The organism is Paraherbaspirillum soli, assembly GCF_042654985.1.
Classification (GTDB): domain Bacteria; phylum Pseudomonadota; class Gammaproteobacteria; order Burkholderiales; family Burkholderiaceae_D; genus Paraherbaspirillum; species Paraherbaspirillum soli.
Genome location: NZ_JBHSMT010000026.1, coordinates 65,671 through 88,201 on the forward strand (window position 1 = coordinate 65,671; position 22,531 = coordinate 88,201).

The window sequence follows — 22,531 nt, forward strand, 5'->3', positions numbered from 1 at the left end:
CAGTCAACATTCAATACTGGTCAATCAAGCTGTTTATAGTTAAAGTGCAAAACTTTTCCGAGTCGCATTCGGATCAAACAGCAGCATCAGAACAATGCGTCAAACCGCAACGCCAGAAATTTCAACATGATCCCAGTTCGACTCGTTTCCACCGGCAAGGCACTCCCCTCAGAACAACTTAGCTCCGAACAACTGGATCAGCGGCTCGGCCACGCCGCCGGCCATACTTTCAAAGCCAGCGGCGTGCGCCTGCGGCATGTGGCCGCCGCCGCCGAAACGCAAAGCCAGCTGGCGGCCGCCGCGCTGCATGACGCGCTGAAAAATGCATCCTTGCCCGCATCCTCGATCGACCTGCTGATTTCCGCTTGCGGCGTGCAGGAACAGGCTTTGCCCAGCACCGCCTGTTTTATCGCCGAGCAGGCCGGTTTGAAGCCGGGCACGCCGGCCTTTGACGTCAACGCCAGCTGCCTCAGTTTTATGGCTGGCTTGCGGGTCGCGGCGGGATTGTTGGCGACTGGCGGTTATACGCGCATCGCGCTGGTGTCGTCGGACCTGGCTTCGCGCGGGGTCGATTGGAGCGAGCCGGAAGCTTCGCTGATCTTTGGCGACGGCGCGGCCGCGGTGATTCTGGAAAAAGGCGGCGCAGGGCAGGGCATACGCGCCTTCAAACTGGAGACCTATCCGGAAGGACGCAGCTACTGCGAAATCCGCGCCGGCGGCACCAGGCGCAACCCGCGCATCGGCGTCGAACCGGGCGACTTCCTGTTCCGGATGGATGGCAAGGCGGTATTCAAACTGGCGTCCAAGCTGATGCCGTCGTTCCTGTCCGGATTGATGGCGGAGACCGGCGACGATCTGTCCTCGATCGACGTCGTGGTGCCGCATCAAGCCAGTCATCTGGGCATGGCGCACGCCGCCAAAAGACTGGGGATACCGGCAGAGAAGGTGGTCGATATCTATGCCACGCACGGCAACCAGGTGGCGGCGTCGATCCCTACCGCGCTGCACGAGGCGGTGATCAGCGGCCGCGCCAAGCCGGGCACTCGCGCCCTGTTGATGGGGACCGCGGCGGGGCTGACGATAGGCGGCCTGGTGCTCGACTTATGACGCGATCCATCAAGCGCATCCTGGTCACCGGCGCCACCGGCGGACTGGGCCGCAATGCCGTCAACGCCCTGCTTGAAAAAGGCCTGCAGGTGCGCGCCACCGGGCGCAATGCCGCAGTTGGGCAGGAACTGGCCATCCTCGGCGCAGAATTTTTTCAGCTTGATCTGGCCTCGGCCACGCCGGCGCAATTGGCGCCGCTGCTGCGCGACGTCGATGCGGTGTGGCACTGTGCCGCACTGTCGTCGCCGTGGGGCGCGCTGGCCGATTTTGTCGCGGCCAATCTGAGCGCCACGCAACGCCTGTTCCAGGCCGCAGGCGAACAGCAGGTCCAGCGCTTTGTGCATATCTCGACCCCGGCGCTGTACTTCGACTACACCAGCCGTTTCGAGGTCAAGGAAGATTTTCGGCCAGCTTCGTATGTCAACGACTACGCCGCGACCAAGGCCCAGGCCGAACAGGCAATCCGCAGCGCCGCCGCGCAATTTCCGCAGATGCAGGTTGTGATCCTGCGTCCGCGCGCGATCTTCGGTCCCTACGATCAAGTGCTGATCCCGCGCCTGTCGCGGGTGTTGACCGAACGCAGCGGGCGTCTGCCGCTGCCGAGAGGCGGCCATGTCACGCTCGATTTCACCTATGTCGAAAACGTCGTGCATGCGATGTGGCTGGCGACCACCAGGCCGGATATTCCATCCTGCACCGCGTTCAACATCACCAATCAAGAACCGGCGCTATTGCGCGACATGCTGCAGGCGCTGTATCGCGACGCCCTCGGCCGCCCATTCAACATCGTGTCGGTGCCATATCCGCTGCTGGCCACGGTAGCGCGCGGCATGCTGCTGGCATCCCGCTTGAGCGGCAGGGAACCGGCGCTGACGCCCTATAGCGTCGGCGCGCTCAGCTACGACATGACGCTGGACAGCAGCAAAGCCAGGCAGCTGCTCGGCTACACGCCGCTGGTCAGTCTGGCCGACGGCATCCAAAGAACCGCGCAATGGATCAAACGCCATGGCTAAAATCACCGCCTTCCGGGTCGGACACTGCACTCATCCATCTTGCATGGTGCTCAAAGGCAGCGGCATCAAAAGCCGTTGTTTTCCGTCGCGCGCCTACCTGATTGAAACCAGCCGCGGCTTGTATTTGTGGGACACCGGCTACGCCGACCGCTTCCGCGAAGCGACCGCACAAGGCGTCTTCAAGCTTTATGCCTGGATCACGCCGGTGGTGTTTGATGCCCACGAATCGTTGCAAGGGCAGTTGCGCGCATATGGCGTCAGCCCCAAGGATATTCATACGCTGGTACTGTCGCATTTTCATGCCGACCACATCGCCGGCATGCGCGACTTTCCGGCGGCGCGCCTGCTGTGTTCGGCGCCGGGCTGGGAAGCGGTACGCCATCTGTCGGGAGTCAAGGCGGTGCGGCAGGCCTTTGTGCCGGCGCTGCTGCCGGCCGATATCGAGGCGCGGCTGGAGTTCGTCGAGCGCTATCCGGAATCGGCGCTGGCGTCCGAGCTGGCGCCGTTCGAGCATGGGTGGGACATCACCGGCACCGGCGAAATCATCATCGTCAACCTGCCCGGGCACGCCATCGGCCATCTCGGCGCTTTCGTGCGCGAGGACCACGGCTGGACTTTGCTGGCATCCGATGCGGCCTGGGTCGCCGACAGTTATCAGCAATTGCGCGGACCGTCCGAGCTGTCGTTCCTGATCCAGCACAACCGCAAGGATTACTACGACACGCTGCGCAAATTGCACGCCTTGCACCAGTCGGGACAGGCCGCGATCCGCATCACGCACGAAGGCGCGGTCGATTATCTGCCGGGAGTCAACGCATGATGCGCGTGCTCTGGATCTTGCTGGCGTATTGGCGCACCCGGCGATTGACCTTCTCCAGCCGTGCCGAGCTGGAGGCTTTCCAGGCCCGCAAGCTGGCCGGATTCATGCGCCGCCTCAGCGCAAAAAGCAGTTACTTTGCGCCGTTCAAGGACCAGCCTCTGACTCAATGGCCGGGCATGGACAAGGCCGTCATGATGGCCAATTTCGACAGCATGAACACCCGCGGGCTGAGCTTGAAACAAGTGCTGAACGTGGCGCTCGGCGCCGAGAGCAGCCGCGACTTCACGCCGGCCATCGCCGACACCACGGTCGGTCTTTCTTCCGGCACCTCGGCCCAGCGCGGCGTGTTTGCGGTCAGCGCGCGGGAGCGGGCGGAATGGGCCGGCATCATGCTGGCCAAAGCGCTGCCCGACGGCTTGTTCAGCGGCGAGCGCGTCGCGTTGTTCTTGCGCGCCAACAGCAATCTGTACACCACCGTGCAAAACCGCTGGCTGACTTTTGAATTTTTCGATTTGTTCCAGCCCTTCGAGCACAATGTCAGTCGCCTGGCCGCCTACCGGCCGTCGATCATCGTGGCTCCGGCCCAGGTGCTGCGGGCGCTGGCGCTGGCAGTCAACGCCGGCCAGCTGCAACTGGCGCCCAAGCGCGTGATTTCGGTGGCCGAAGTGCTGGAGCCGCAAGACCGGCAAGTGATCGAGCAGGCATTCGGCCAGCTGCACGAAATCTACCAGGCCACCGAAGGCTTCCTCGCCAGCACCTGCGAGCACGGCGTGTTGCACCTGAACGAGGAATACATCCACGTCGAGCCGCAATGGCTGGATGAGCAGCAGCACCGCTTCGTCCCCATCATCACCGACTTCAGCCGCTGGACCCAGCCTATCGTGCGCTACCGTCTGAACGATGTGCTGGCCGCCAGGCAGACGCCTTGCCCGTGCGGCCGGGCGACCCGCGCGCTGGATCGGATCGAAGGCCGCTGCGACGACCTGCTGACCTTGCCCGGCGTCGACGGCAAGCCGGTCCCGGTGTTCCCCGACATGCTGTCGCGCGCACTGGCGCAGGTGTTGCCGATGGATGCGGATTACCGCCTGATCCAACAGGCGCCGCTGGCGCTGACCTTACATGCAGAAATTGCCGCCGACCAGCTGGCAGCCGTGCGCACCCATATCGAGCAGGCCTTGCGCCAGATCAGCGTCGATGTCCAACGCCTGAGCTGGACCCTGCTGGACCAGGTGCCGGCGTTCAATCCGACAATCAAGCGCCGCAGAATCATTCGCGCCATGCCGATGGAAGAAAACCATGTTTAAACCGATCAAGCTCCAATTGTGGCCGCGGCTGCGGCAGATGTTGCTGGGCTGGGGCTGCGTCGGCGTCGCCTACACGCTCGGCAGCCTGTGGCAAGGCCACGCGATGGTGTTGCCCGAAACGGCGCTGGACCGGATGATTCCGTTCAACCCGGTCGGCGTCTGGTTTTACCTGTCGTTTTTCGTGCTGATACCGGTCACCTATTTGGTCGCCGAGTTCGATCGCCTGCGCTGGCTGACTGCCGCCATGCAAGTCTGCGCCGTCGTCAGCGGCATATTCTTTATCGCCTGGCCGACCACCTTGCACTATCCGTCGATTAGCGGCGACGGTCTCAGCGTCGCGCTGCTGCGCCTGCTGTCGGCGGCGGATTCCAGCCACAACTGCCTGCCGTCGCTGCACGGCGCATTGACCCTGCTGTGCGTCTGGGCACTGGTGGATGCGCGGTGCTGGCTGCGTTCCATCTTCGCCGTGGTTTGCGGCCTGTGCATTTGCTTTTCGATCATCCAGCTGCGGCGCCACATCAGTATCGACCTGGGCGCCGGCCTGCTGACCGGGCTGATGAGCGGCTGGCTGTGCCAGCTGCAAGCTGCGACCCGTCCTGACAACAAGGTGCTCCCACTATGAATATGTTCGCGCTGTCATTCCTCCTGATGCTGGCCTGCGTGCTCGGCGAACTGCTGTACCTGAAGTTCGCCAGGCAGCAGACCATCCCGTGGAAAGACGTGGTGTTCAATCTCGATTCCGGCCACATCCTGATGTGGATTTTCCGGGGCGTCGAGACCGCCGCCTTCGGCTTCGTGCTGGCGCATTTGAATTTGCATTGGGTCGATCAATGGCATCCGCTATTGCAGTGGGCGTTCGCCTTCGTCGCCTGGGACCTGTGTTTTTACTGGATGCACCGGATGCATCACAAGCTGAGCTTCCTGTGGGCGGTGCATGTGGTGCATCACCAGGGCGAACATTTCAACCTGTCGCTGGGGATCAGGAATTCCTGGTATTCGTCCTTATCCAACTTTCCGTTCGTCGCCATCCTGGCCGTGCTCGGCGTGCCGCTTGAGATTTTTGTGATGGTGTCGTCGTTCCATTATTCAGTGCAGTTCTACAACCACAACGCCATCGTCGGCAAATCCGGTTTTCTCGATAAATTCATGGTGACCCCTTCCAGCCACCGGGTGCATCACGGCATCGACCCGCTCTATATCAACAAGAATTTCGGCGGCACCTTGCTGTTGTGGGACAAACTGTTCGGCACCTTCCAGCCGGAACGCGACGACATCGAGATGGTGTACGGCGTGCCCGGCAGCGTCCGCAGCGACAACCCTTTCTGGGCCAGCAACCTGCCGTACTTCCGCTATTTCAAATGGCCGCTGCCATCTCTGCACAACAGCAAAAAATTCACGGTGCCGGATTTTTTCATAGGGAGCGGCGGCGTCATTTTGTTCGGCCTCGTGATCTATTACGTCAACCGCCAGGGCAGTGCTGCCGCGGTCCAGCAAGGCATCCTGTTTTGCGCCATCTTCCTGGCCACGATTGCCATCGGCGGACTGTCGGACGGCAGGCGCTGGGGCGCTGTGTGCTGGGTATTGATCGCGTTGGCCCTGCCGATCTTTTATGTCGCGTATTACGCGGTGCGCGATCCGGCGCCGCTGGTGCTGATGGCGCTGTTGCTGTTGCACGGTATCGACGGCCTGCGGCGCTTGCTGAGCACGACTATCCACACATCAGAAAATCTCGCCTGAGCTGAAAGCGATCCATGACCAATAACAACACGCCCATCTTAGCGCCGCTGCGCTTCAAGCAAGCCGCGGAATCCGCGTTCCGCCAAGAGCTGAGACAAGAAGCGCAATCGTATTTGGACCAGCGCGGCGAGCATCGCTTCGGCAACGGCTGGCAGCTGGTCAAGGGCGCGTTTCTGGCGGCGCTGGCCGGCGCTTTGTATTGGTGCGCGCTGCATGCCGACCGCCCGTTGCAATTCATCCCGGCCTACTTCGGTTTTATTTTTGTCGCCATGGTGCTGGCGATGAACCTGCTGCATGACGCAGCTCATCAAGCGGTGTTTCGCTCCGCCGCGTTAAACCGCTTGTTGATACGCATCGTCAGCATCCCGGTCGGCATCGACCCCGATTTCTGGGTCATCCGCCATGTCCACTTTCATCACACCTATGCCAACATCGACGGCTACGATCTTGACATCGAACCCAATCCCTTCCTGCGGCAAACGCCGTTCCAGCGCTGGCTGCCGCAGTTCCGTTACCAGCATATGTATTGGCCGCTGATCGCCGCCTTGTCGCTGCCTTACCTGTGCTGGTATTCGGACTGGATCGATCGCCTGGGTCAGACCAAGATCGTCGCCCAAGGCAGCCGCTCCGGCTGGCCCAGCTGGCCGCTATTCTTGTCGGCCAAGCTGGTGCATCTGTGCGTGGTGCTGGTGCTGCCGATCTGGTTGCTGCCGAATATCGGCTGGGGTCAGGTGCTGGCCTGTTATTTCCTCGGCCTGATGCTGGCGTCCTGCTTCCTGGTGGCGATGATCCTCGGCACCCATTGGGCCGAAGTCGATTTCTTCCAGGCTCCCGCTGACGGCAAAATGCCGCACACCTGGCTGGAACATACCTTCCATACTTCGTGCGACTGGGCGCCCCGTCCACGCTGGCTGGGTTACTGGCTGGGCGGCTTGAACTACCACCTGACGCACCATCTGTTCCCAACCTACAGCCACCGCCATTATCGCCAGCTGGCCGGCATCATCGCCAGGCTGGCCGTCAAACATCGACTGGCTTATCGCGAACTTAATTATGTTCAGCTGATCACCTCGCAGCAGAAATTCTTGAAGGCGATGGGTGGCAAACCAAGCAAAGTGGAGTAGGGTGGAAAAGCGCAGCGTCTTCCGCCGTGTTGGATGCGTCAAATGTATGTGGCACATCCAGCGGCGGATAACGCTGCGCTCATCCGCCCTACGGCCTTGTTGTAGTTAATCGGGGACATAGTTTAAGAGGCACCGTAGTGTGCCGAATTACTGTGTCCCCGATTAACGGACCACGGAGCACCGAGGGGTTGCTGTTGATTTGAAGTTGTTTTTGACGTGCATTCCGCATTGGGACGCTGCCAAAGGTGACAGCTGTCAGCACGCAAGTTGACTGCCAAACTCAATGAACGCAGTAGTGAATAAGAAAAATGCTGGGCTTTGCAGCCCAACACACCATAACTCCACCCGACACTACCGATGCTGACAGCCGAGAGATTCAAGCGCTTCCTGGCCATCGTGATTTTGGTGTGCTTCTTTCTTCCTCTTTGCCAGTGCACCCCCAAGGCAGACGTTGGAGATCCTGCAAGATCAGGAAAAAGCCGCGCTACCGAGGTGTTCATCCCTGCGGCCACAATCCATTTTAAAGAAATCGGCGAGGCGCTTATCGTAGCGCTGTTTGCCTGGCCCTTGGCGGCTTGGGCATTTCGTCGGCGCGCTCATACCGTGCCAACCGAAGTGCTGCTCAATACCGCCGAAGTAATTTGCAGCGCGGCGTCATTGGCTTATTTGGTATTGATAGTGCGGTTCTGGGGTGAGGTCAGATATGGTGGCGTCATTGCATTTGCGGGCTACGGGAGCTATCTCGCAACGTCCGGCTTTATCTTGGTGCGCCGTATCATTGGTAGATTCGTTAAGTATTAATTTCAAGCACAAAAATTTCCAAATTAGGAGCGAGCTATGGGTTCTTTTAGTATCTGGCACTGGATCATCATTCTGCTTCTGGTATGCATTTACATAATCCCGCTTTGGCGCATCGTGCGCAAAGCTGGATATATGGGCGCTTGGTCGTTGGTGGTGTTGCTACCTTTTGTGAATATCATTTTCTTGTGGGTGTTTGCATTTGTTAAATGGCCGATTGAGCGGCCAAAGTCATAGGCAATTATTTCAGCGGGGATGCTTTGGCGAACAGGGTGTTCCCGTGGGCGCCGGAAAACTGCGCTGATAGCATTATATTCACGATAAAGATATAGCAAGATGTGGGAAAAAATATTAACGAAAATTGACGAGCTTCATTCTCTTGATAAACAAAATCAAGTTTTCGGTGCCGCGCTACATAAATACAAATGTAATCCACGGTTGTCACCTGTCGACCTTCAAATCATTGAGAACAGACTCGGTGTAACGTTACCGACGCAGTTGAGGTCGTTTTATCTTGAAATTGGAAATGGTGGTGTTGGCCCGCATTATGGACTGAGTCCTGCCGAAAACGTAACTAACTATCGCGCTGCAATAGACTATCCCGGAATCGATGCTTTTAAGACAGACGTCAAGACAGATCCCGAGAATTTAAACGGTAATTGCATAGAAGTAGATCATGATGAACTGACGGGTTTGATTGCGGTAATTCAAGAGGGCTGTGGCCATGAGATTTGCTTGATCGCTAGCGGCCCAAAAGCAGGAAATATAGTAACCATCTCCTGCGATGACCTTCTATATGAAAGTGAAATCACGCTGATTGATGTCTACCAGCATTGGCTTGATTCAGAGATTGAGGTATTTCAATTCGTAAAAGAATTGCTTGGGTCTGAAATGACCCTGACGGAAATAGCCGATGCAGTAAGAGAACGCTTTGGTCGGCACGATACGCGAGATATAGTCGTCAGCATAATTGACTCAAAAAAACCAAAAGCTTTATTCGGCTCAGGCAATCACAGGATTTATCACGGCGCGACACAGCTTCCTTGGTACGAGAGCGAATTCCAAAAATATAAGAGAGCGCAAAAACTGCCTGGGAAATCTTGGTGGAAGCTAGGTAATTAATGAGGTTTCTAGAAAAACACCATCGAACATTGATTGCTTGCGCCTTATTGCTCGTCTTGAGTGCACAGCGAGATACGGCGATGTTTGCAATTATTTTTGCTTTGCCTTTATTTATCTGGTTCATCTACAGTATTTTCGTAGTGTGCGCTAAGCCGGAGAGACGCGCGCAGCAGTTAGTTAAAGTTGCAATCTGGGTTATTGCATTATCACTAATGTCAGCTATTCACTGGCATCGCAGTGAAACTGCACGTCATAGTGCAGACGATATTGTCCTAGCGGTGAAGCAATATAAAGTTGAGCATCATATTTATCCAGCCAATCTCGAAGTGATAGGCCGAGACAGCCAACAGTTAAAGAGGGAGTTGATGCTCCATTATTGGTTTTACGATGGCAAGCCAACTCTCCTTTACGCTTCCACAATTGATCCGTTTGATAAGTACTACTACGATTTCCAGGCAGATACTTGGATACTTCACCCTGATTGAGGTCGTGGCTTAAGTTGCAAACTCCAACAACGCTACGAAAATTTCTGTGTCCCTGAGTGACGGGCGACGGAGCGCCGAGGGTTGCTTTTGTTTGTATTGGTCTTGGCGGACTCGGCTTTTCGCCCTGACGGCGACTTCCTTTCTTTTGCTTCGCCAAAAGAAAGGAAGCAAAGAAAAGGCGACCGCAAGCCACTGCCCTCCCGTTGGTCGGGTCCCCAAATGTGTCGTCTATCAGTCGGGTGTGAAGGCAAACTCGCTACGCTCAAACACGCCTTCCCACAATTCCCGACTGACAGCCGCCACATTTGGCAGCGTCCCAATGCGGAATTCAAGATCAACCGCAACGGCAACGGCAACTTCAACAGCAACCCCTCGGCGCTCCGTAGTTCGCGTGCGTAGGGCGGAAAAGCGCAGCGCCTTCCGCCGTTGGATGTGCCGCCTACGTTCGATGCATCCAAAACGGCGGATAACGCTGCGCTCATCCGCCCTACTTGTTGCGCGCTTTCTCTTCCTCTTCAAATTGCGCGCGCATCACATCGAACAGATTGTGGCGATCATCGACGTGTTCGATGATTGCCTGCACCAAGTCATGTGTCATCGCGTTGTCTTTGTTGATCTCGCGCAGCGGGCGAAGCAGACGCAGCACTTCTTCCAGGCAGATCATGCCGAGACGGGCGCATTCAGCGGCTTCATGGAGGTGGTCGGTTGAGGGGAAAATCAGGGTTTTGTCAGGCGTTATAGCGAAGGTCATACGGGCTCCTTGGTCTGGGGTTTATTGAGCCGCGCTGTGCCAAAACGGGAGGGCGGCAGATAGCAGAGTTAGAAGACCGGTCAGGAAACTTTCGCACACCCCCGGCAGCCCCCGAAGGAGCTCACCGCCACTGCCGCCCGTGGAGGACGACAATGGGTGTGCACACATAGAACGAACGACCGCATGGCGCGGTCTGAGCGTTTCCTGATCCAGGCTTCTAAACCTGATCCCCTTTTTGTTCAGGGACGGAAGCGACTATAAACTTTCTTTGGCATTGCGGCAACAGCTGCTAGGTTGGGCTCCAAAGCCCAACGTTTGACGCGACAGCGGTGAAAATGTTGGGCTTCGCCTTCGGCTCAACCACAGTATCTACGACGCTTCTTTGGCAATGCGGCAACAATATCCTGCCGCAGCACCGGTTAAATCACCTTCCCCGGATTCATCAAATTCAGGGGGTCAAGCGCGTGCTTGATGGTCTTCATCAAGTTGATTTCAACCGCCGATTTGTAGCGCAGGATTTCTTCGCGTTTCAATGCGCCCAGGCCGTGTTCGGCCGAGATCGAGCCGCCGAAGCGGTCGACGCTGTCGTGCACCACGCGGTTGATCTCGGTTTGCCGTTGGAGGAATTCGTCGGCCGGGCGGTCGGGCGGCGGTGCGACGTTGTAGTGCAGGTTGCCATCGCCCAGATGGCCGAAGGTGACGTTGCGGCAGCCGGGGAAACGCTGTTGCAGCAGGGTGTCGGTGGCGGCGATGAAGTCGGCAATGCGGGAGATCGGCAGCGAGATGTCGTGCTTGATGTTCGGGCCTTCCTGGGCCTGCGCCAGCGAGATGTTTTCGCGCAGATGCCACAAGGCGCGGGCTTGCGCGGTGGAGCTGGCGAGGACCGCGTCGCGGCAGATTTCCTGTTCCAGCGCGCTGCCGATCAGCGCTTCCAGCAAGCGGCTGGCGTGCGCCGCCGATTCGCTGTCGGATAGCTCCAGCAACACATAGTGCGGATGACGTTGGTCAAATGGAAAAGCCAGTTGCGGGAAGTGCTTGCCCACCAATTGCAGGCAGAGATCCGACATCAGTTCGAAGCCGGTCAAGGTCGCGCCGCAGCGGCTTTGCGCCAGGGTCAGCAGGCGCAGCGCATGCTCGGGGGTCGATACCGCCGCCAGCGCCGTCAGTTGCGTTTGCGGCAGCGGGAACAGCTTCAGCACGGCGGCGGTGATGATGCCCAAGGTGCCCTCGGCGCCGATGTACAGGTCGCGTAAATCGTAGCCGGTATTGTCCTTGCGCAGGCCGCGCAGGCCGTTCAGGATTTCGCCTTGCGGGGTGACGACTTCCAGCCCCAGGCACAGTTCGCGCGCATTGCCGTAACGTAGTACTGCGGTGCCGCCGGCGTTGGTCGACAGGTTGCCGCCTATGGTGCAACTGCCTTCGGCGGCCAGCGAGAGCGGCAGCAGGCGGTCGGCGGCGACGGCGGCTTCTTGTGCCGTTTGCAGGATGCAGCCGGCGTCGACCGTGATTGTGTGGTTGACGGCGTCGATGGCGCGGATCCGGTTCAGGCGCTTGAGCGACAGCACGATCGCCTGTCCGCTTTGATCGGGCACGCTGCCCAGCACCAAGCCGGTGTTGCCGCCTTGCGGCACGATCGGCACCTGGAAATGCCGGCAGATGCGGACGATTGCCGCCACCTGGACGGTATTGGCGGGTTTGACCACAGCCAGCGCCTGTCCGGTAAAACGCTGTCGCTGGTCGGTCAGGTAAGCGGCCTTGTCGGCATCGGCGGTCAGCACATGCGCGGCGCCTAGGGCGTCGCGGCAGGCATTGAGGAATGCGTGGGTATCCATGGCGGCTGAGCAGAAGGTTGGTTACTGCGATGCTTTTCTGATGGCTTCGCGGGCGGCTTCCTTGGCGGCTTTTTTGTACGGACGCAGGTACAGGATGCAGCACATGAAGAAGATGCCGCTCATGGCGACTTCGACCCAGCCTAAGTTGGCCGACAGGTGGTTGCTATCGCTGGTGGCGCGCACGATGCCTTCGGCCAGATAGATCAGGATCAGCATGGATGACCATTGCAGCGTGTAGACGTCGCGCTTGAGCACGCCGCGCAAGGGCAGCAACAGCGGCAGCGCTTTCAGCACCATCCAGGAGCCGCCCGGGCGCAACGGCGCCAATACCAGCTCCCAGGCGACGCACAGCGCGATCAAGCCGAGCAGGCTGACGATCGCGCCGTAATAGAAGATCAATGGCGGCCGCGGGTCTTCCGGTTGTTCTTGCGTGGGCGCTGCCGGTTTGAGTTTGGTTGCCATCATGCCCCCCGTGATGCTGTGTTGAGCGAAGCGTTCAGTTTGAGTGCGGTTTCGGCCAGGCGTCGTCCCTGTGCGATGGCCAGGGTGCGGCTCTCGGCCGAGATCGGTTGCGTGCCGTTGATGCCGGACCAGTGACTGGGACCGTACGGCGTGCCGCCGGTGCTGGTGGTCATCAGCTCGGGCAGGGTATACGGCAAGCCCATCAATAGCATGCCATGGTGCAGCAGCGGTGTCATCATCGACATCAAGGTCGATTCCTGGCCGCCGTGCAGGCTGCCGGTGGAGGTGAACACGCAGGCCGGTTTGCCTGCCAGCGTGCCAGCCAGCCAGTGGGTCGAGGTGCCGTCCCAAAAATATTTCATGGCCGCCGCCATGTTGCCGAAGCGGGTCGGCGAACCCAGCGCCAGTCCGGCGCATTGTTCCAGGTCCTGCAGTTCGACATAGGGGGCGCCGGAGGCGGGGATGTCGGGCTCGCTTGCTTCGGTGACGGTCGATACCGCCGGCACCGTGCGCAAACGCGCTTCGCAGCCAGGGACGGAATCTATGCCTTGCGAGATCAGTTCGGCCAGTTTGCGGGTCGAGCCATGGCGCGAGTAATACAAAACGAGGATGGGGGTATTGTGGACGGTGCGGGACGGGATGTTGGAAGTATTCATAGTTGGTATTATATGGCGCTTTATCGCGACGCCATGCTGTGCAGCGGCCACTGATACCACCAATTTTAGATGCGCTACCTAATAAAACAATTACATGTTTTCCATTGAATTTTCCAGATTACGCGGCCTGTCGTGGCATGAGCTACGCGACCTGTTCCGTTTTGCCGCGCGCCGCCTGGACGAGGAGCGCTTGCCGCAGGTTGCCGGCAGCCTGACTTTCACCACCATCCTGGCGCTGGTGCCGATCCTGACCATCGCGCTGGCGATTTTTACCGCGTTTCCGCTGTTTGGCACATTTAGGGCTTCGCTGGAAACCTATTTTGTGCAAAACCTGATGCCGAAGAGCGTCGCCAATACCATCCTCGGTTACCTGAGCCAGTTTGCCAGCAAGTCAGCCAGTTTGTCGGCAGTCGGCGGGGTGGCGCTGGTCGTGACCTCGGCCATGACGATGGCCACCATCGACCATGTGTTTAACCGCATCTGGCGGGTCAAGACCCAGCGGCCGTTGATTCAGCGGGTGCTGGTGTACTGGGCCATCATCACTTTGGGACCGTTGCTGATCGGTATTTCGATTACGGTGACTTCTTATCTGTCGGCCGCTGCCAACGGCTTGGTGGTGGGCTGGATCGGGGGCTGGTTTTATACCTTGATCTCGGTTGGATTGACCACCGTGGCCTTTACCCTGCTGTACGTGGGAGTGCCGAACCAGCGGGTCGACTGGCGCGACGCCTTCTGGGGCGGTTTGCTGGCCGGGATCGTGTTTGAAATCGCCAAGCGGCTGTTTGCCGCGTATGTGATCAAGTTTCCAAGCTATACGATGGTGTACGGCACGCTGGCGGCGCTGCCGATTTTTCTGTTGTGGATTTATATGCTGTGGATGATCACGCTGGTGGGCGCTTTGCTGACGGCGGCTTTGCCGGTGGTCAAATATGAACGCTGGTGGCATGTGCCGACCCCGGGCAGCGCCTTTGTCGATGCGATGGCGGTATTGCAAGTGTTGCATCAGTCCCGGACGCAAGACTGCTCGGCGGCGGTCGATGCGGCGCAAATCCGGCGTGCTACCCGGCTCGGTTTCGACGAGTCGGAAAGCTTGCTGCAGCAGATGCTGGAAGCCGGCTGGGTCGGCTGTCTGCGGACCGAAACCGCGACCCGCAGCCAGTGGGGCCGCAGGGTGCTGACCGGCATGGAGCGCTGGACGCTGCTGGTCAATCCGGAGGCGCTGAAACTGGCTGATATTTACCGCCTGTTCGTGTTCAACACGGCCGCCAATAAAGTCAATGCGCCGGCGCTGGCCAAGCAGGTTGAAGCAGCGGTCGAGCACGGGCTGGAGCAGTCGTTGGCGGCGTATTTTGCGTCGACCAGGACAAAGAGCGATAACTAAAAAGATACTTGGCCGGTCAGCATCTGCCAATACATCACCCAATCGCCCATGAACGAATGCAGCGGGTGTTTAAAGGTCGCAGGGCGGTTTTTTTCGAACGCAAAATGGCCGATCCAGGCAAAGCCGTAACCGCACACCACGGCTGCCAGCAGCCAATACAGGTTGCCGGTCAATAGCAGCGCGCCCAGCGACAGCAGCGCCAAGGTGGAACCGAGAAAATGCATTTGGCGAGTGTGGCGGTTGCTATGCTCGCTGAGGTAGGTCGGGTAGAACTCGGCAAAGGTTTCATGCTTTTTATCAAGCACCGTGGGCATCGCCGTCTCCTTGAAGTTGTGCCTGTTTGAGCTTAGTTCCCGAACGCATCATAAGCAACCACCACACGTACATTTACAGTGCCGCGGCAAACCGGAACAGCTGCTCCAACACCGCGTCCGGTTGTTCCGCCATCAGGGCATGACCGCTAGCCTCGATTTGCACCACTTTGGCGTTCGCAATCGCATTGCTAAGCGTGGCGGCGGCTTTGGGTGGCGTCATCGCATCGCGTTTTCCCAACAGGAACAAGGTCGGGCAAGCCGCGTCGCTGACGGCCTGGGCTGCCGGTTCGCCATTGGCGTAGGCATTGCAAGCGGCAAAATCGGTATAAAACACGGTTGGCGTGGCGGCTGACTGTTTGGCAATTTTTTGCATCAAGCGCTGGCTGCCGCCCAGCACGTAAAACCCGGGGCCGGGGCTGGACGGCTTGGGCGAGAAGGTCGAGTGCGACCAGATATTCACCATATCAATCGCCTTTTGCTGTTCGTTGTTGGCGGCGTCTAACAGCGCGTCGGCCACTTTCATCGGATAAGCGGTGCCGACCAGTGCGATGCCGGCGATGCGGGAGGGCGACCGGGCGGCAGCGCGGCTGGCGCTTTCAAGCGCGATCAGCGAACCCATGCTGTGGCCGATCAATACCGCCTTGCTGACGCCGGCGGCATCCAGCAACGCCAGCAGCCAGTCGGACAAGGCTTCGACCGTGGTCAGCGCCGGGCCTTGGCTGCGGCCGTGTCCCGGCAGGTCGACCGCCAGCACGCCGAAGCCGTGGTGCGCGAAGTAACGGGTTTGCAGGATCCAGACCGAATGGTCGTTTTGCGCGCCGTGGATGAAGACGGCGGTCGGCAGGGCCGGGTCGAAGGGTTTGCCGCCGGTGTAGCAATAGCTGTCGTTTCCATGAACGTTAAGCAACATCTTATTTCTCCTTGCGCTCAACGCGCTGCGACATCTTCAGCCCAAACGCCAGATCCTCGATCAAGTCGTCGACGTCCTCCAGTCCGATCGACAGGCGCAGCGTGCCTTCGCTGATGCCGGAGGCGGCCAGCTGTTCGCTCGGCACGCGGAAATGGGTGGTCGATGCCGGATGAATCACCAGCGACTTGGCATCGCCGACGTTGGCCAGGTGCGAGAAAATCTTGAGCGATTCGACCATACGCCGGCCGGCAGCGCGGTCGCCCTTGAGGTTGAACGAAAACACCGCGCCGCAGCCTTTCGGCAACAGCGTTTTGGCTAGCGCATGACCGGGATGCGAGGGCAGTTCGGGATAGGCGATGGATTCGACCGCTGCATGTGCGGCCAGGAATTCGACCACCTTGCGGGTGTTGGCGACATGTTTTTCCATGCGCAACGCCAGGGTTTCTATCCCTTGCAGGATGGCGAAGGCGTTATGCGGGCTCATGGCGGCGCCAAAGTCGCGCAAGCCTTCGCGCCGGGCTCGTAAAGCAAATGGCGCGACGCTCGACTCTTCGGAAAACACCATGCCGTGAAAGCCCTCGTAGGGCGTGCACAGCTCGCTGAAGCGGCCGGTTTTTTCATACGCCTGCTGCCAGTCGAAAGTACCGCCGTCGACCAGCAAACCGCCGACCGCCGTGCCGTGGCCGCACAGGAATTTGGTGGCGGAGTGAAATACCAGGTCGGCGCCATGATCGAACGGCCGCAGCAGGTAGGGCGTGGTGAATGTGGCGTCCACCATCAGCGGCAGATAGTGCTCATGGGCCAGCGCCGCGATGCGCGGGATATCCAGCACATCCAGGCCCGGATTGCCGAGCGTCTCGCCGAACAGCACTTTGGTATTCGGCCGGATCGCCGCGCGCCAGGCGTCCAGGTCGGCCGGATCGACGAAGGTGGTGTCGATGCCGAAGCGCTTCATCGTGTAAGAAAGCAAATTGTGCGAGCCGCCGTACAGCGCGCGCGAAGCCACCACGTGCGAACCGGCGCCGGCGATGGTGGCCAGGCCCAGATGCATGGCGGCCTGACCGCTGGCGACCGCGATCCCGGCGACCCCGCCTTCGAGCGCGGCGATACGCTCTTCCAGCACCGCGTTGGTCGGATTGGAAATGCGCGAATAGACGTGGCCGGCGCGCTCCATATTGAACAGCGAGGCGGCGTGGTCGGAATCCTTGAAGACGTAGGCCGAGGTCAGGTAAATCGGCGTGGCGCGGGCGCCGGTAGCCGGGTCCGGTACGGCGCCGGCATGCAGCGACAGGGTGTCGAAGCCGGGATATTTGGGCGTGCTCATTGCGGGGCGTCTCCTCGATGTTGGATTTTTTAATAAATTATTTGCGTAATTATTTGCATGCAACCGTGAAAGTGAAGCTGGTAAATTGCACGGTTGATGTCGAAAAGGAATTAAGCTACATTCTGGACACCAAGCATAACCTAGGGCACCTCTAAAAACCTACTGCAGGGTTTGGCAAACTCGCCAATCTCGGGAGCGATGTTCGCTACGGTTTTTAGAAATGCCCCCCAGACAAAGGCAGGATGGCCCCCATGAAAGTTTCTGAAATCCTCAAAGTCAAAGGCAATATCCTCTACACGGTGACGCCGGAAACGCCGTTGATCGACGCGGTCAACACGATGGCGGAAAAAGACATCGGCTCGCTGGTGGTGATGGAATTCGGCACGCTGGTCGGCATGCTGAGTTTCCGCGAAGTGCTGAAGGTGCTGCATAAGAACCTCGGCGCGATCGGCGACAGCACAGTGCGCAAGCATATGGACGACAGCCCGATTACCGTGACGCCGGACACCGAAGTCAATGAAGTGCGGCGCATCATGTTGCAGCGCCATGCGCGTTATGTGCCGATCATGGATGCCGGCACCTTGCTCGGTGTGATGTCGTTTTACGACGTGGCCAAGGCGGTACTGGATGCGCAAGGATTTGAAAACAAGATGCTGAAAGCCTATATCCGCGATTGGCCGGCAGCCAGCGAGGAATAGGATTTTCGGGTTTGGATAAAAAACCGTTTGCGGCAACATTTGCTGCAAACGGTTTTTTTTTTGCGTGCCGTCATGCCGCGGCTCAGGTCGAAAATTTGGTATCTTCCTCAAAAAAACATGCCCTGTCGGCCGTGTTCGTCAGTTATAGTCGCGCAACTTAACATCCCTAGCTCATCGCCCCATGCGTAAATCCAGTCAATTTTCCCTGCTTGGCCAACGACGTTTCGGCCCTTTCTTCTGGACCCAGTTTTTTGGCGCCTTCAACGACAATGTGTTCAAGACCGCATTGCTGACGATCCTGACCTACCAGGCGCTGAGCTGGACCAGCATGGATGTCGGCTTGTTGAACAACCTGATTCCCGGTCTGTTCATCTTGCCGTTCGTGGTGTTTTCTGCGACCGCCGGACAACTGGCCGACAAATTTGAAAAATCGCGGCTCGCGCGTTGCGTGAAAGTGCTGGAAATTGCCATCATGACATTGGCCGCCGTGGGTTGGTTGACGCACAACTTATGGCTGTTGATTGCGGCAGTGGTCGGCATGGGCATCCATTCGACCTTGTTCGGCCCGGTCAAATACGCGTATCTGCCGCAGCAGTTGCACCAGGACGAACTGGTCGGCGGCAACGGCATTATCGAGATGGGCACCTTCGTCGGCATTTTGCTGGGCGAAGTCCTGGGCGCGCTGCTGGTGGTGCAAAAGTCGTGGGGGATCGAACTGGTGGCCGGCGGCACGATTGCCATCGCGATCATCGGCTGGCTGTTCAGCCGCAGGATTCCGCTGACCCCGGCCTCCGATCCGGATCTGAAAATCAACTGGAATCCGGTGACCGAGACCATCCGCAATCTCGGCTTTTCGCGCAAGAACCGGCCGGTGTTCCTGGCCATGCTGGGCAACTCCTGGTTCTGGTTTTACGGCGCCATCATGCTGGCGCAATTCCCGCTGTACGCGAAAAATTACCTGCATGGCGATCACAGCGTTTTCATTTTGTTGTTGACCGTGTTTTCGGTCGGCGTCGGCACCGGTTCGCTGTTGTGCGAGCGCTTGTCCGGGCATAAGGTGGAAATCGGCCTGGTGCCGTTCGGCTCGATCGGCTTGTCGGCGTTCGGCTTCAATCTGTTCCTGTCCAGCCAGGGTTATACCAATACCGCCGCGGTCGATATGCTGGGCTTTATCGCTCAGCAAGGCAGCTTGCGGATCCTGTTCGACATCGTGATGATCGGGCTGTTCGGCGGCCTGTATATCGTGCCGCTGTTCGCGGTGATCCAGACCCGCTGCGACCGCCAGCATCTGTCGCGCACGATTGCCGGGATGAACATCATGAACGCCTTGTTCATGGTGGTGGCGGCGCTGGTGGCGCTGACGCTATTGACGCTGGGCTGCACCATTCCGCAGATTTTCCTGGCGACGGCGATCCTGAACGCGATTGTCGCCGCGTATATCTTCTCGGTGGTGCCGGAATATCTGGTGCGCTTCCTGGCCTGGATCCTGATTCATACCATCCATCGGGTCAGCACCGTCAATCGCGATCGGATTCCGGAAGAGGGCGCAGCAGTGCTGGTCTGCAATCACGTCAGTTACATCGACGCGATCGTGATCATGGGCGTCAGCCCGCGGCCGATCCGCTTCGTGATGGATCATCGGATTTTCAAGATTCCGGTATTGGCATGGATTTTCAAAACCGCCAAGGCGATCCCGATTGCGCCGGCCAAAGAAGATCCGCAAATGATGGAGCAGGCATTTGCCGACATCGCTGCCGCTTTGGCGGATGGCGACCTGGTGTGTATTTTCCCGGAAGGTAAATTGACCAGCACCGGCGATATGAACGAATTCCGCGGCGGCATCCGGAAAATCGTCGACCGCACCCCGGTGCCGGTGATCCCGATGGCGCTGCGCGGCTTGTGGGGCAGCCTGTTGACGCGCAGCGCCGGCAATCCTTTCCATCGCTCATTCAAGCGCGGCCCGTTATCGGCGCTGGCGCTGGCGGTCGGGATACCGGTCGCGCCGGAGCAGGCGACGCCGGAATTCCTGCAACAGCAAGTACAGGAATTGCGCGGCGACTGGAAGTAATCAGGAGATCAAGCATGTCGGAAGCGCGCCAGGCGATTACCTATTGGTTGCAGCGGCAGCAGCTGTCGCCCGCGGCCGCCGAGCAGGGATTGCGGCTGGCCGGCGAGTTGCCGGACGGCGCGGCGTGGCGGCGCTTTCTGGAGCGGGTGTTTCTGTTCGGCGGCGCTTTGCTGCTGGCGTGCGGGGTGATTTTTTTCTTTGCGTTTAACTGGCAGCAATTGCCGCGCATCGCCAAATTCGGCTTGTTGCAAGTGCTGTTGAGCGGCGCTGCGCTGCTGGCCTGGCATTACAGCGTCGCCACCCTCAAGGGCCAAGCCGCACTGTTGGCGGCGATGCTGTTGTGCGGCGCTTTGCTGGCGTATTTCGGCCAGACCTATCAAACCGGCGCTGATCCGTATCAGCTGTTCCTGACCTGGAGCGTGCTGATCCTGCCGTGGGTATTGGTGGCGCGGCTGGCTGCCGCATGGTGTCTGTGGCTGGGATTGCTGAACCTGGCGCTGCTGCTCTATATAGGACGCCTGGGTGCCGGCCTGTTCGACGGGCTGGCGTTGGCGGCCTTGAATCCTACTGCTTATGCGCTGCTGTTCTGGCTTGATTTGCTGGCCTTGAGCGCCGCCGAAAAGGCTGCGGCCGCGCTGCCGTCGCGCTTGCTGGCCCGTTTTGCCGGCCTGCTGCTGTTGGCGTCGCTGCTGCCGAGCTTGCTGACGCGGCTGTTCGCCCACTATCGCGAGCACGATCAATCTCCGTGGATGCTGTTGAGCTATCTGGCGATGCTGGCGGTATTGGCCGGCTTTTTTGCGGCGTACCGCCGCCGCCGCGATTTGTTCTTGCTGGCGGCGGCCTGTTTTTCCTTGATCGTCCTGCTCACCGGCGTACTGATCAAATGGTTGCTGGAATGGGAGCCGGTCGAGTGGATGCACAGCTGGCTGATCGTCGGCCTGTTCCTGGTCGCCAGTTCGGCCGGCGCGGCGCTCTGGCTGCGGCGCATCCAGCAGCAATGGGCGGCCGACGCGAGCAGATGAACACATCCAAAACCACCGCGCCTGAGATCTGGCGGCAATTGCAGGCAGCCGGTTTAGTCAAACCGGGCCAGACACCGAGTTGGCCGCCGCAGACCGTTCCGACCCCCTGGTATGTGAGGCTGATGCTGGGCGTATGCGGCTGGCTGGGCGGCATGTTTCTGCTGGCATTTATCGGCGCGCTGTTGTTCGATGCCTTGCGCGATGACGGCTGGATGATCGTCGGCCTGCTATTGATAGCCGCGGCTTTCGTCATTTATCGACTGACGCAGCACGATCTTGGCGAACAGTTCGCGCTGGCGTTGAGCATGGCCGGGCAGGGAGCGATCGGGATCTGGCTGTTTACCTCGCATGCCACCGACACCGCGACCGCATTGTTCGGGATTGCGCTGATGCAGGTGCTGCTGGCGTCGTTGATGCCGCATTTCCTGCATCGCTTGCTCAGTACCATGTTCGCGATACTGGCCCTGCATTTCGGCTTGAACGTGAGCTTGAAAGCCAGCCCGATGCTGGCCGTCAGCGCATGGTTGATGGCGGTACTGTGGTTGTACGAGTCGACCTCGCAATTGCATCTGCGGACCGGATTCCTGCCGCTGGCAATGGGCGTCACGCTGGCCTTGCTGGTGATTGTTGCGCCGGCTTTTGAGACGCATTATTTTCTGCGGCAGAACGGCGACTTGCGCGCCCTTGGCTGGGGGCAGCGCGATCTGATCAATCCGCTGGTGTTGGCGCTGATATTCCTGTGGACCGTTGCACGCCTGACCCAAGGCGTGCCGATCCCAAGGCGTATCGCCGCTCTTGCCGCAGCGTCGTTGTTCGCGCTGGTCGGCTGGTGGGCGGCGGGATTGGTGGTCGGCATGCTGCTGCTGTTGCTGGGTTTCACCCGCGGCCGGCGGGCGCTGACCGGTCTCGGGATCGCGGCATCGCTGGCTTATCTGTCGTGGTTTTATTATTCCCTCGAATGGACCTTGTTGATCAAGGCGGTCAGCCTGATGGCGACCGGCGGCTTGCTGTTGCTGGCGTACTTCGGCATGCGCCGCGTGTGGGGGACCGCATGATCAAGAACGTGAGGGAAATGACGTCCGGCTCGCTGATCGTGATCGGCTTGCTGCTGATCCTGGCCACCGTGAACCAGGCGATCTGGATCAAGGAACAATTGCTGGCGCATGGCACGCCGGTGTCGCTGGCGTTGGCGCCGGTCGATCCGCGCTCGCTGATGCAGGGCGATTACATGGCGCTGGATTGGCAGTTGGCGCGGGATATTCGCGCCGTCGGCCCCGCGTTGCCGGAGTCGGGCAAGGCCGTGCTGTCGCTGTGGAACAAGACGCAAGGCGCAACATTCGTGCGGCTGGATGACGGCAAGCCTTTGGCCGCCGATGAAATCAGAATCGATTACCGGCTGCGCGCCGGCCGCGTGCGACTGGTGACCGATGCTTATTTCTTCCAGGAAGGCCGGAGTGCGGCGTTTGCCAAGGCGCGTTACGGCGAGTTTCGCGTGGCGCCGAACGGTCAGGCGCTGCTGGTCGGCTTGCAGGATGAACATTTTGTCCGTATCAACGGCGAGCCGAAAAGGTAGACGCCGCGGGCGGGGAGACAGCCGCGGCGC

23 protein-coding genes are annotated in these 22,531 nt (G+C 59.4%); 16 read left to right on the forward strand and 7 right to left on the reverse strand.

Annotated elements, in window-relative coordinates; translation table 11 throughout:
- The first annotated feature begins 126 nt into the window (after positions 1 to 126).
- The 10 genes from ACFPM8_RS14165 to ACFPM8_RS14210 all read left to right on the forward strand — a co-directional run bounded on the left by ACFPM8_RS14165 (position 127) and on the right by ACFPM8_RS14210 (position 9,510).
- The gene (locus ACFPM8_RS14165; RefSeq protein ID WP_378998207.1) at positions 127 to 1,107 is read left to right on the forward strand and encodes a 3-oxoacyl-[acyl-carrier-protein] synthase III C-terminal domain-containing protein; all 981 of its coding nucleotides are present in this window, start codon (positions 127 to 129) and stop codon (positions 1,105 to 1,107) included.
- Positions 1,104 to 2,120 carry an NAD-dependent epimerase/dehydratase family protein gene (locus ACFPM8_RS14170; RefSeq protein WP_378998208.1) on the forward strand — a complete coding sequence of 339 codons (1,017 nt, stop codon included), beginning with the start codon at positions 1,104 to 1,106 and terminating at the stop codon, positions 2,118 to 2,120. The genes ACFPM8_RS14165 and ACFPM8_RS14170 overlap by 4 nt, the downstream gene beginning before the upstream one ends.
- Complete coding sequence (locus tag ACFPM8_RS14175) at positions 2,113 to 2,940, forward strand: MBL fold metallo-hydrolase (RefSeq protein ID WP_378998209.1); 828 nt, start codon at positions 2,113 to 2,115, stop codon at positions 2,938 to 2,940. Before ACFPM8_RS14170 ends, ACFPM8_RS14175 begins: the two co-directional genes overlap by 8 nt.
- Positions 2,937 to 4,244, forward strand: coding sequence for a F390 synthetase-related protein (locus tag ACFPM8_RS14180; RefSeq protein WP_378998210.1), 1,308 nt, complete (start codon positions 2,937 to 2,939; stop codon positions 4,242 to 4,244). Before ACFPM8_RS14175 ends, ACFPM8_RS14180 begins: the two co-directional genes overlap by 4 nt.
- Positions 4,237 to 4,866 (forward strand): phosphatase PAP2 family protein, encoded by a 630-nt coding sequence (locus tag ACFPM8_RS14185; protein ID WP_378998211.1) that lies wholly within the window; start codon positions 4,237 to 4,239, stop codon positions 4,864 to 4,866. Before ACFPM8_RS14180 ends, ACFPM8_RS14185 begins: the two co-directional genes overlap by 8 nt.
- On the forward strand, positions 4,863 to 5,981 hold the full coding sequence (locus ACFPM8_RS14190; RefSeq protein ID WP_378998212.1) for a sterol desaturase family protein: 1,119 nt from the start codon (positions 4,863 to 4,865) through the stop codon (positions 5,979 to 5,981). The genes ACFPM8_RS14185 and ACFPM8_RS14190 overlap by 4 nt, the downstream gene beginning before the upstream one ends.
- Before the next feature lie 14 nt (positions 5,982 to 5,995).
- On the forward strand, positions 5,996 to 7,105 hold the full coding sequence (locus ACFPM8_RS14195; RefSeq protein ID WP_378998213.1) for an acyl-CoA desaturase: 1,110 nt from the start codon (positions 5,996 to 5,998) through the stop codon (positions 7,103 to 7,105).
- Between the two features lie 357 nt (positions 7,106 to 7,462).
- Entirely contained in the window at positions 7,463 to 7,906 is a 444-nt protein-coding gene (locus tag ACFPM8_RS14200) for a hypothetical protein (protein WP_378998214.1), read from the forward strand.
- A 333-nt stretch (positions 7,907 to 8,239) separates the two neighbouring features.
- Entirely contained in the window at positions 8,240 to 9,025 is a 786-nt protein-coding gene (locus ACFPM8_RS14205; protein WP_378998215.1) for an SMI1/KNR4 family protein, read from the forward strand.
- Positions 9,025 to 9,510 carry a hypothetical protein gene (locus tag ACFPM8_RS14210; protein WP_378998216.1) on the forward strand — a complete coding sequence of 162 codons (486 nt, stop codon included), beginning with the start codon at positions 9,025 to 9,027 and terminating at the stop codon, positions 9,508 to 9,510. Before ACFPM8_RS14205 ends, ACFPM8_RS14210 begins: the two co-directional genes overlap by 1 nt.
- 487 nt (positions 9,511 to 9,997) lie before the next feature.
- Here ACFPM8_RS14210 and ACFPM8_RS14215 read toward each other — a convergent pair whose 3' ends face one another.
- The 4 genes from ACFPM8_RS14215 to wrbA all read right to left on the reverse strand — a co-directional run bounded on the left by ACFPM8_RS14215 (position 9,998) and on the right by wrbA (position 13,211).
- Entirely contained in the window at positions 9,998 to 10,261 is a 264-nt protein-coding gene (locus ACFPM8_RS14215; protein WP_378998217.1) for a hypothetical protein, read from the reverse strand.
- Positions 10,262 to 10,680: 419 nt separating this feature from the next.
- Positions 10,681 to 12,093, reverse strand: coding sequence for an FAD-binding oxidoreductase (locus ACFPM8_RS14220; protein ID WP_378998218.1), 1,413 nt, complete (start codon positions 12,091 to 12,093; stop codon positions 10,681 to 10,683).
- Between the two features lie 21 nt (positions 12,094 to 12,114).
- On the reverse strand, positions 12,115 to 12,558 hold the full coding sequence (locus tag ACFPM8_RS14225) for a DUF2069 domain-containing protein (protein ID WP_378998219.1): 444 nt from the start codon (positions 12,556 to 12,558) through the stop codon (positions 12,115 to 12,117).
- Positions 12,555 to 13,211: an NAD(P)H:quinone oxidoreductase gene (wrbA, locus tag ACFPM8_RS14230; RefSeq protein WP_378998220.1), complete on the reverse strand. Its 657-nt coding sequence runs from the start codon at positions 13,209 to 13,211 to the stop codon at positions 12,555 to 12,557. Before wrbA ends, ACFPM8_RS14225 begins: the two co-directional genes overlap by 4 nt.
- Before the next feature lie 94 nt (positions 13,212 to 13,305).
- Here wrbA and ACFPM8_RS14235 point away from each other — a divergent pair, with 94 nt between their 5' ends.
- Positions 13,306 to 14,592 carry a YihY family inner membrane protein gene (locus ACFPM8_RS14235; protein ID WP_378998221.1) on the forward strand — a complete coding sequence of 429 codons (1,287 nt, stop codon included), beginning with the start codon at positions 13,306 to 13,308 and terminating at the stop codon, positions 14,590 to 14,592.
- Here the strand turns inward: ACFPM8_RS14235 and ACFPM8_RS14240 are convergent.
- The 3 genes from ACFPM8_RS14240 to ACFPM8_RS14250 form a co-directional block, all read right to left on the reverse strand.
- Positions 14,589 to 14,906: an Mpo1-like protein gene (locus ACFPM8_RS14240; RefSeq protein ID WP_378998222.1), complete on the reverse strand. Its 318-nt coding sequence runs from the start codon at positions 14,904 to 14,906 to the stop codon at positions 14,589 to 14,591. The genes ACFPM8_RS14235 and ACFPM8_RS14240 overlap by 4 nt on opposite strands.
- A 73-nt stretch (positions 14,907 to 14,979) precedes the next feature.
- Positions 14,980 to 15,816, reverse strand: coding sequence for an alpha/beta fold hydrolase (locus ACFPM8_RS14245; protein ID WP_378998223.1), 837 nt, complete (start codon positions 15,814 to 15,816; stop codon positions 14,980 to 14,982).
- A 1-nt stretch (position 15,817) separates the two neighbouring features.
- Positions 15,818 to 17,140 carry an O-acetylhomoserine aminocarboxypropyltransferase gene (locus tag ACFPM8_RS14250; protein WP_378998224.1) on the reverse strand — a complete coding sequence of 441 codons (1,323 nt, stop codon included), beginning with the start codon at positions 17,138 to 17,140 and terminating at the stop codon, positions 15,818 to 15,820.
- A 251-nt stretch (positions 17,141 to 17,391) separates the two neighbouring features.
- Between ACFPM8_RS14250 and ACFPM8_RS14255 the strand changes: the two genes are divergently transcribed.
- From ACFPM8_RS14255 to ACFPM8_RS14275, 5 genes are all read left to right on the forward strand, one after another.
- Positions 17,392 to 17,838, forward strand: a complete 447-nt coding sequence (locus ACFPM8_RS14255) for a CBS domain-containing protein (protein ID WP_378998225.1) — start codon at positions 17,392 to 17,394, stop codon at positions 17,836 to 17,838.
- 181 nt (positions 17,839 to 18,019) lie between these two features.
- Positions 18,020 to 19,906, forward strand: a complete 1,887-nt coding sequence (locus ACFPM8_RS14260) for an MFS transporter (RefSeq protein WP_378998226.1) — start codon at positions 18,020 to 18,022, stop codon at positions 19,904 to 19,906.
- Between the two features lie 14 nt (positions 19,907 to 19,920).
- A complete protein-coding gene (locus ACFPM8_RS14265) occupies positions 19,921 to 20,928 on the forward strand; it encodes a DUF2157 domain-containing protein (protein ID WP_378998227.1) in 1,008 nt (335 codons plus the stop codon).
- A complete protein-coding gene (locus tag ACFPM8_RS14270) occupies positions 20,925 to 21,983 on the forward strand; it encodes a DUF4401 domain-containing protein (RefSeq protein WP_378998228.1) in 1,059 nt (352 codons plus the stop codon). The genes ACFPM8_RS14265 and ACFPM8_RS14270 overlap by 4 nt, the downstream gene beginning before the upstream one ends.
- The gene (locus ACFPM8_RS14275) at positions 21,980 to 22,501 is read left to right on the forward strand and encodes a GDYXXLXY domain-containing protein (protein WP_378998229.1); all 522 of its coding nucleotides are present in this window, start codon (positions 21,980 to 21,982) and stop codon (positions 22,499 to 22,501) included. The genes ACFPM8_RS14270 and ACFPM8_RS14275 overlap by 4 nt, the downstream gene beginning before the upstream one ends.
- Positions 22,502 to 22,531 lie beyond the last annotated feature (30 nt).

What these genes read in the sequence shown, in the direction of transcription:
- ACFPM8_RS14165 (WP_378998207.1), top strand. Translation starts at nt 127, where the DNA reads ATGATCCCAGTTCGACTCGTTTCCACCGGCAAGGCACTCCCCTCAGAA.
- ACFPM8_RS14170 (WP_378998208.1), top strand. Translation starts at nt 1,104, where the DNA reads ATGACGCGATCCATCAAGCGCATCCTGGTCACCGGCGCCACCGGCGGA.
- ACFPM8_RS14175 (WP_378998209.1), top strand. Translation starts at nt 2,113, where the DNA reads ATGGCTAAAATCACCGCCTTCCGGGTCGGACACTGCACTCATCCATCT.
- ACFPM8_RS14180 (WP_378998210.1), top strand. Translation starts at nt 2,937, where the DNA reads ATGATGCGCGTGCTCTGGATCTTGCTGGCGTATTGGCGCACCCGGCGA.
- ACFPM8_RS14185 (WP_378998211.1), top strand. Translation starts at nt 4,237, where the DNA reads ATGTTTAAACCGATCAAGCTCCAATTGTGGCCGCGGCTGCGGCAGATG.
- ACFPM8_RS14190 (WP_378998212.1), top strand. Translation starts at nt 4,863, where the DNA reads ATGAATATGTTCGCGCTGTCATTCCTCCTGATGCTGGCCTGCGTGCTC.
- ACFPM8_RS14195 (WP_378998213.1), top strand. Translation starts at nt 5,996, where the DNA reads ATGACCAATAACAACACGCCCATCTTAGCGCCGCTGCGCTTCAAGCAA.
- ACFPM8_RS14200 (WP_378998214.1), top strand. Translation starts at nt 7,463, where the DNA reads ATGCTGACAGCCGAGAGATTCAAGCGCTTCCTGGCCATCGTGATTTTG.
- ACFPM8_RS14205 (WP_378998215.1), top strand. Translation starts at nt 8,240, where the DNA reads ATGTGGGAAAAAATATTAACGAAAATTGACGAGCTTCATTCTCTTGAT.
- ACFPM8_RS14210 (WP_378998216.1), top strand. Translation starts at nt 9,025, where the DNA reads ATGAGGTTTCTAGAAAAACACCATCGAACATTGATTGCTTGCGCCTTA.
- ACFPM8_RS14215 (WP_378998217.1), bottom strand. Translation starts at nt 10,261, where the DNA reads ATGACCTTCGCTATAACGCCTGACAAAACCCTGATTTTCCCCTCAACC.
- ACFPM8_RS14220 (WP_378998218.1), bottom strand. Translation starts at nt 12,093, where the DNA reads ATGGATACCCACGCATTCCTCAATGCCTGCCGCGACGCCCTAGGCGCC.
- ACFPM8_RS14225 (WP_378998219.1), bottom strand. Translation starts at nt 12,558, where the DNA reads ATGATGGCAACCAAACTCAAACCGGCAGCGCCCACGCAAGAACAACCG.
- wrbA (WP_378998220.1), bottom strand. Translation starts at nt 13,211, where the DNA reads ATGAATACTTCCAACATCCCGTCCCGCACCGTCCACAATACCCCCATC.
- ACFPM8_RS14235 (WP_378998221.1), top strand. Translation starts at nt 13,306, where the DNA reads ATGTTTTCCATTGAATTTTCCAGATTACGCGGCCTGTCGTGGCATGAG.
- ACFPM8_RS14240 (WP_378998222.1), bottom strand. Translation starts at nt 14,906, where the DNA reads ATGCCCACGGTGCTTGATAAAAAGCATGAAACCTTTGCCGAGTTCTAC.
- ACFPM8_RS14245 (WP_378998223.1), bottom strand. Translation starts at nt 15,816, where the DNA reads ATGTTGCTTAACGTTCATGGAAACGACAGCTATTGCTACACCGGCGGC.
- ACFPM8_RS14250 (WP_378998224.1), bottom strand. Translation starts at nt 17,140, where the DNA reads ATGAGCACGCCCAAATATCCCGGCTTCGACACCCTGTCGCTGCATGCC.
- ACFPM8_RS14255 (WP_378998225.1), top strand. Translation starts at nt 17,392, where the DNA reads ATGAAAGTTTCTGAAATCCTCAAAGTCAAAGGCAATATCCTCTACACG.
- ACFPM8_RS14260 (WP_378998226.1), top strand. Translation starts at nt 18,020, where the DNA reads ATGCGTAAATCCAGTCAATTTTCCCTGCTTGGCCAACGACGTTTCGGC.
- ACFPM8_RS14265 (WP_378998227.1), top strand. Translation starts at nt 19,921, where the DNA reads ATGTCGGAAGCGCGCCAGGCGATTACCTATTGGTTGCAGCGGCAGCAG.
- ACFPM8_RS14270 (WP_378998228.1), top strand. Translation starts at nt 20,925, where the DNA reads ATGAACACATCCAAAACCACCGCGCCTGAGATCTGGCGGCAATTGCAG.
- ACFPM8_RS14275 (WP_378998229.1), top strand. Translation starts at nt 21,980, where the DNA reads ATGATCAAGAACGTGAGGGAAATGACGTCCGGCTCGCTGATCGTGATC.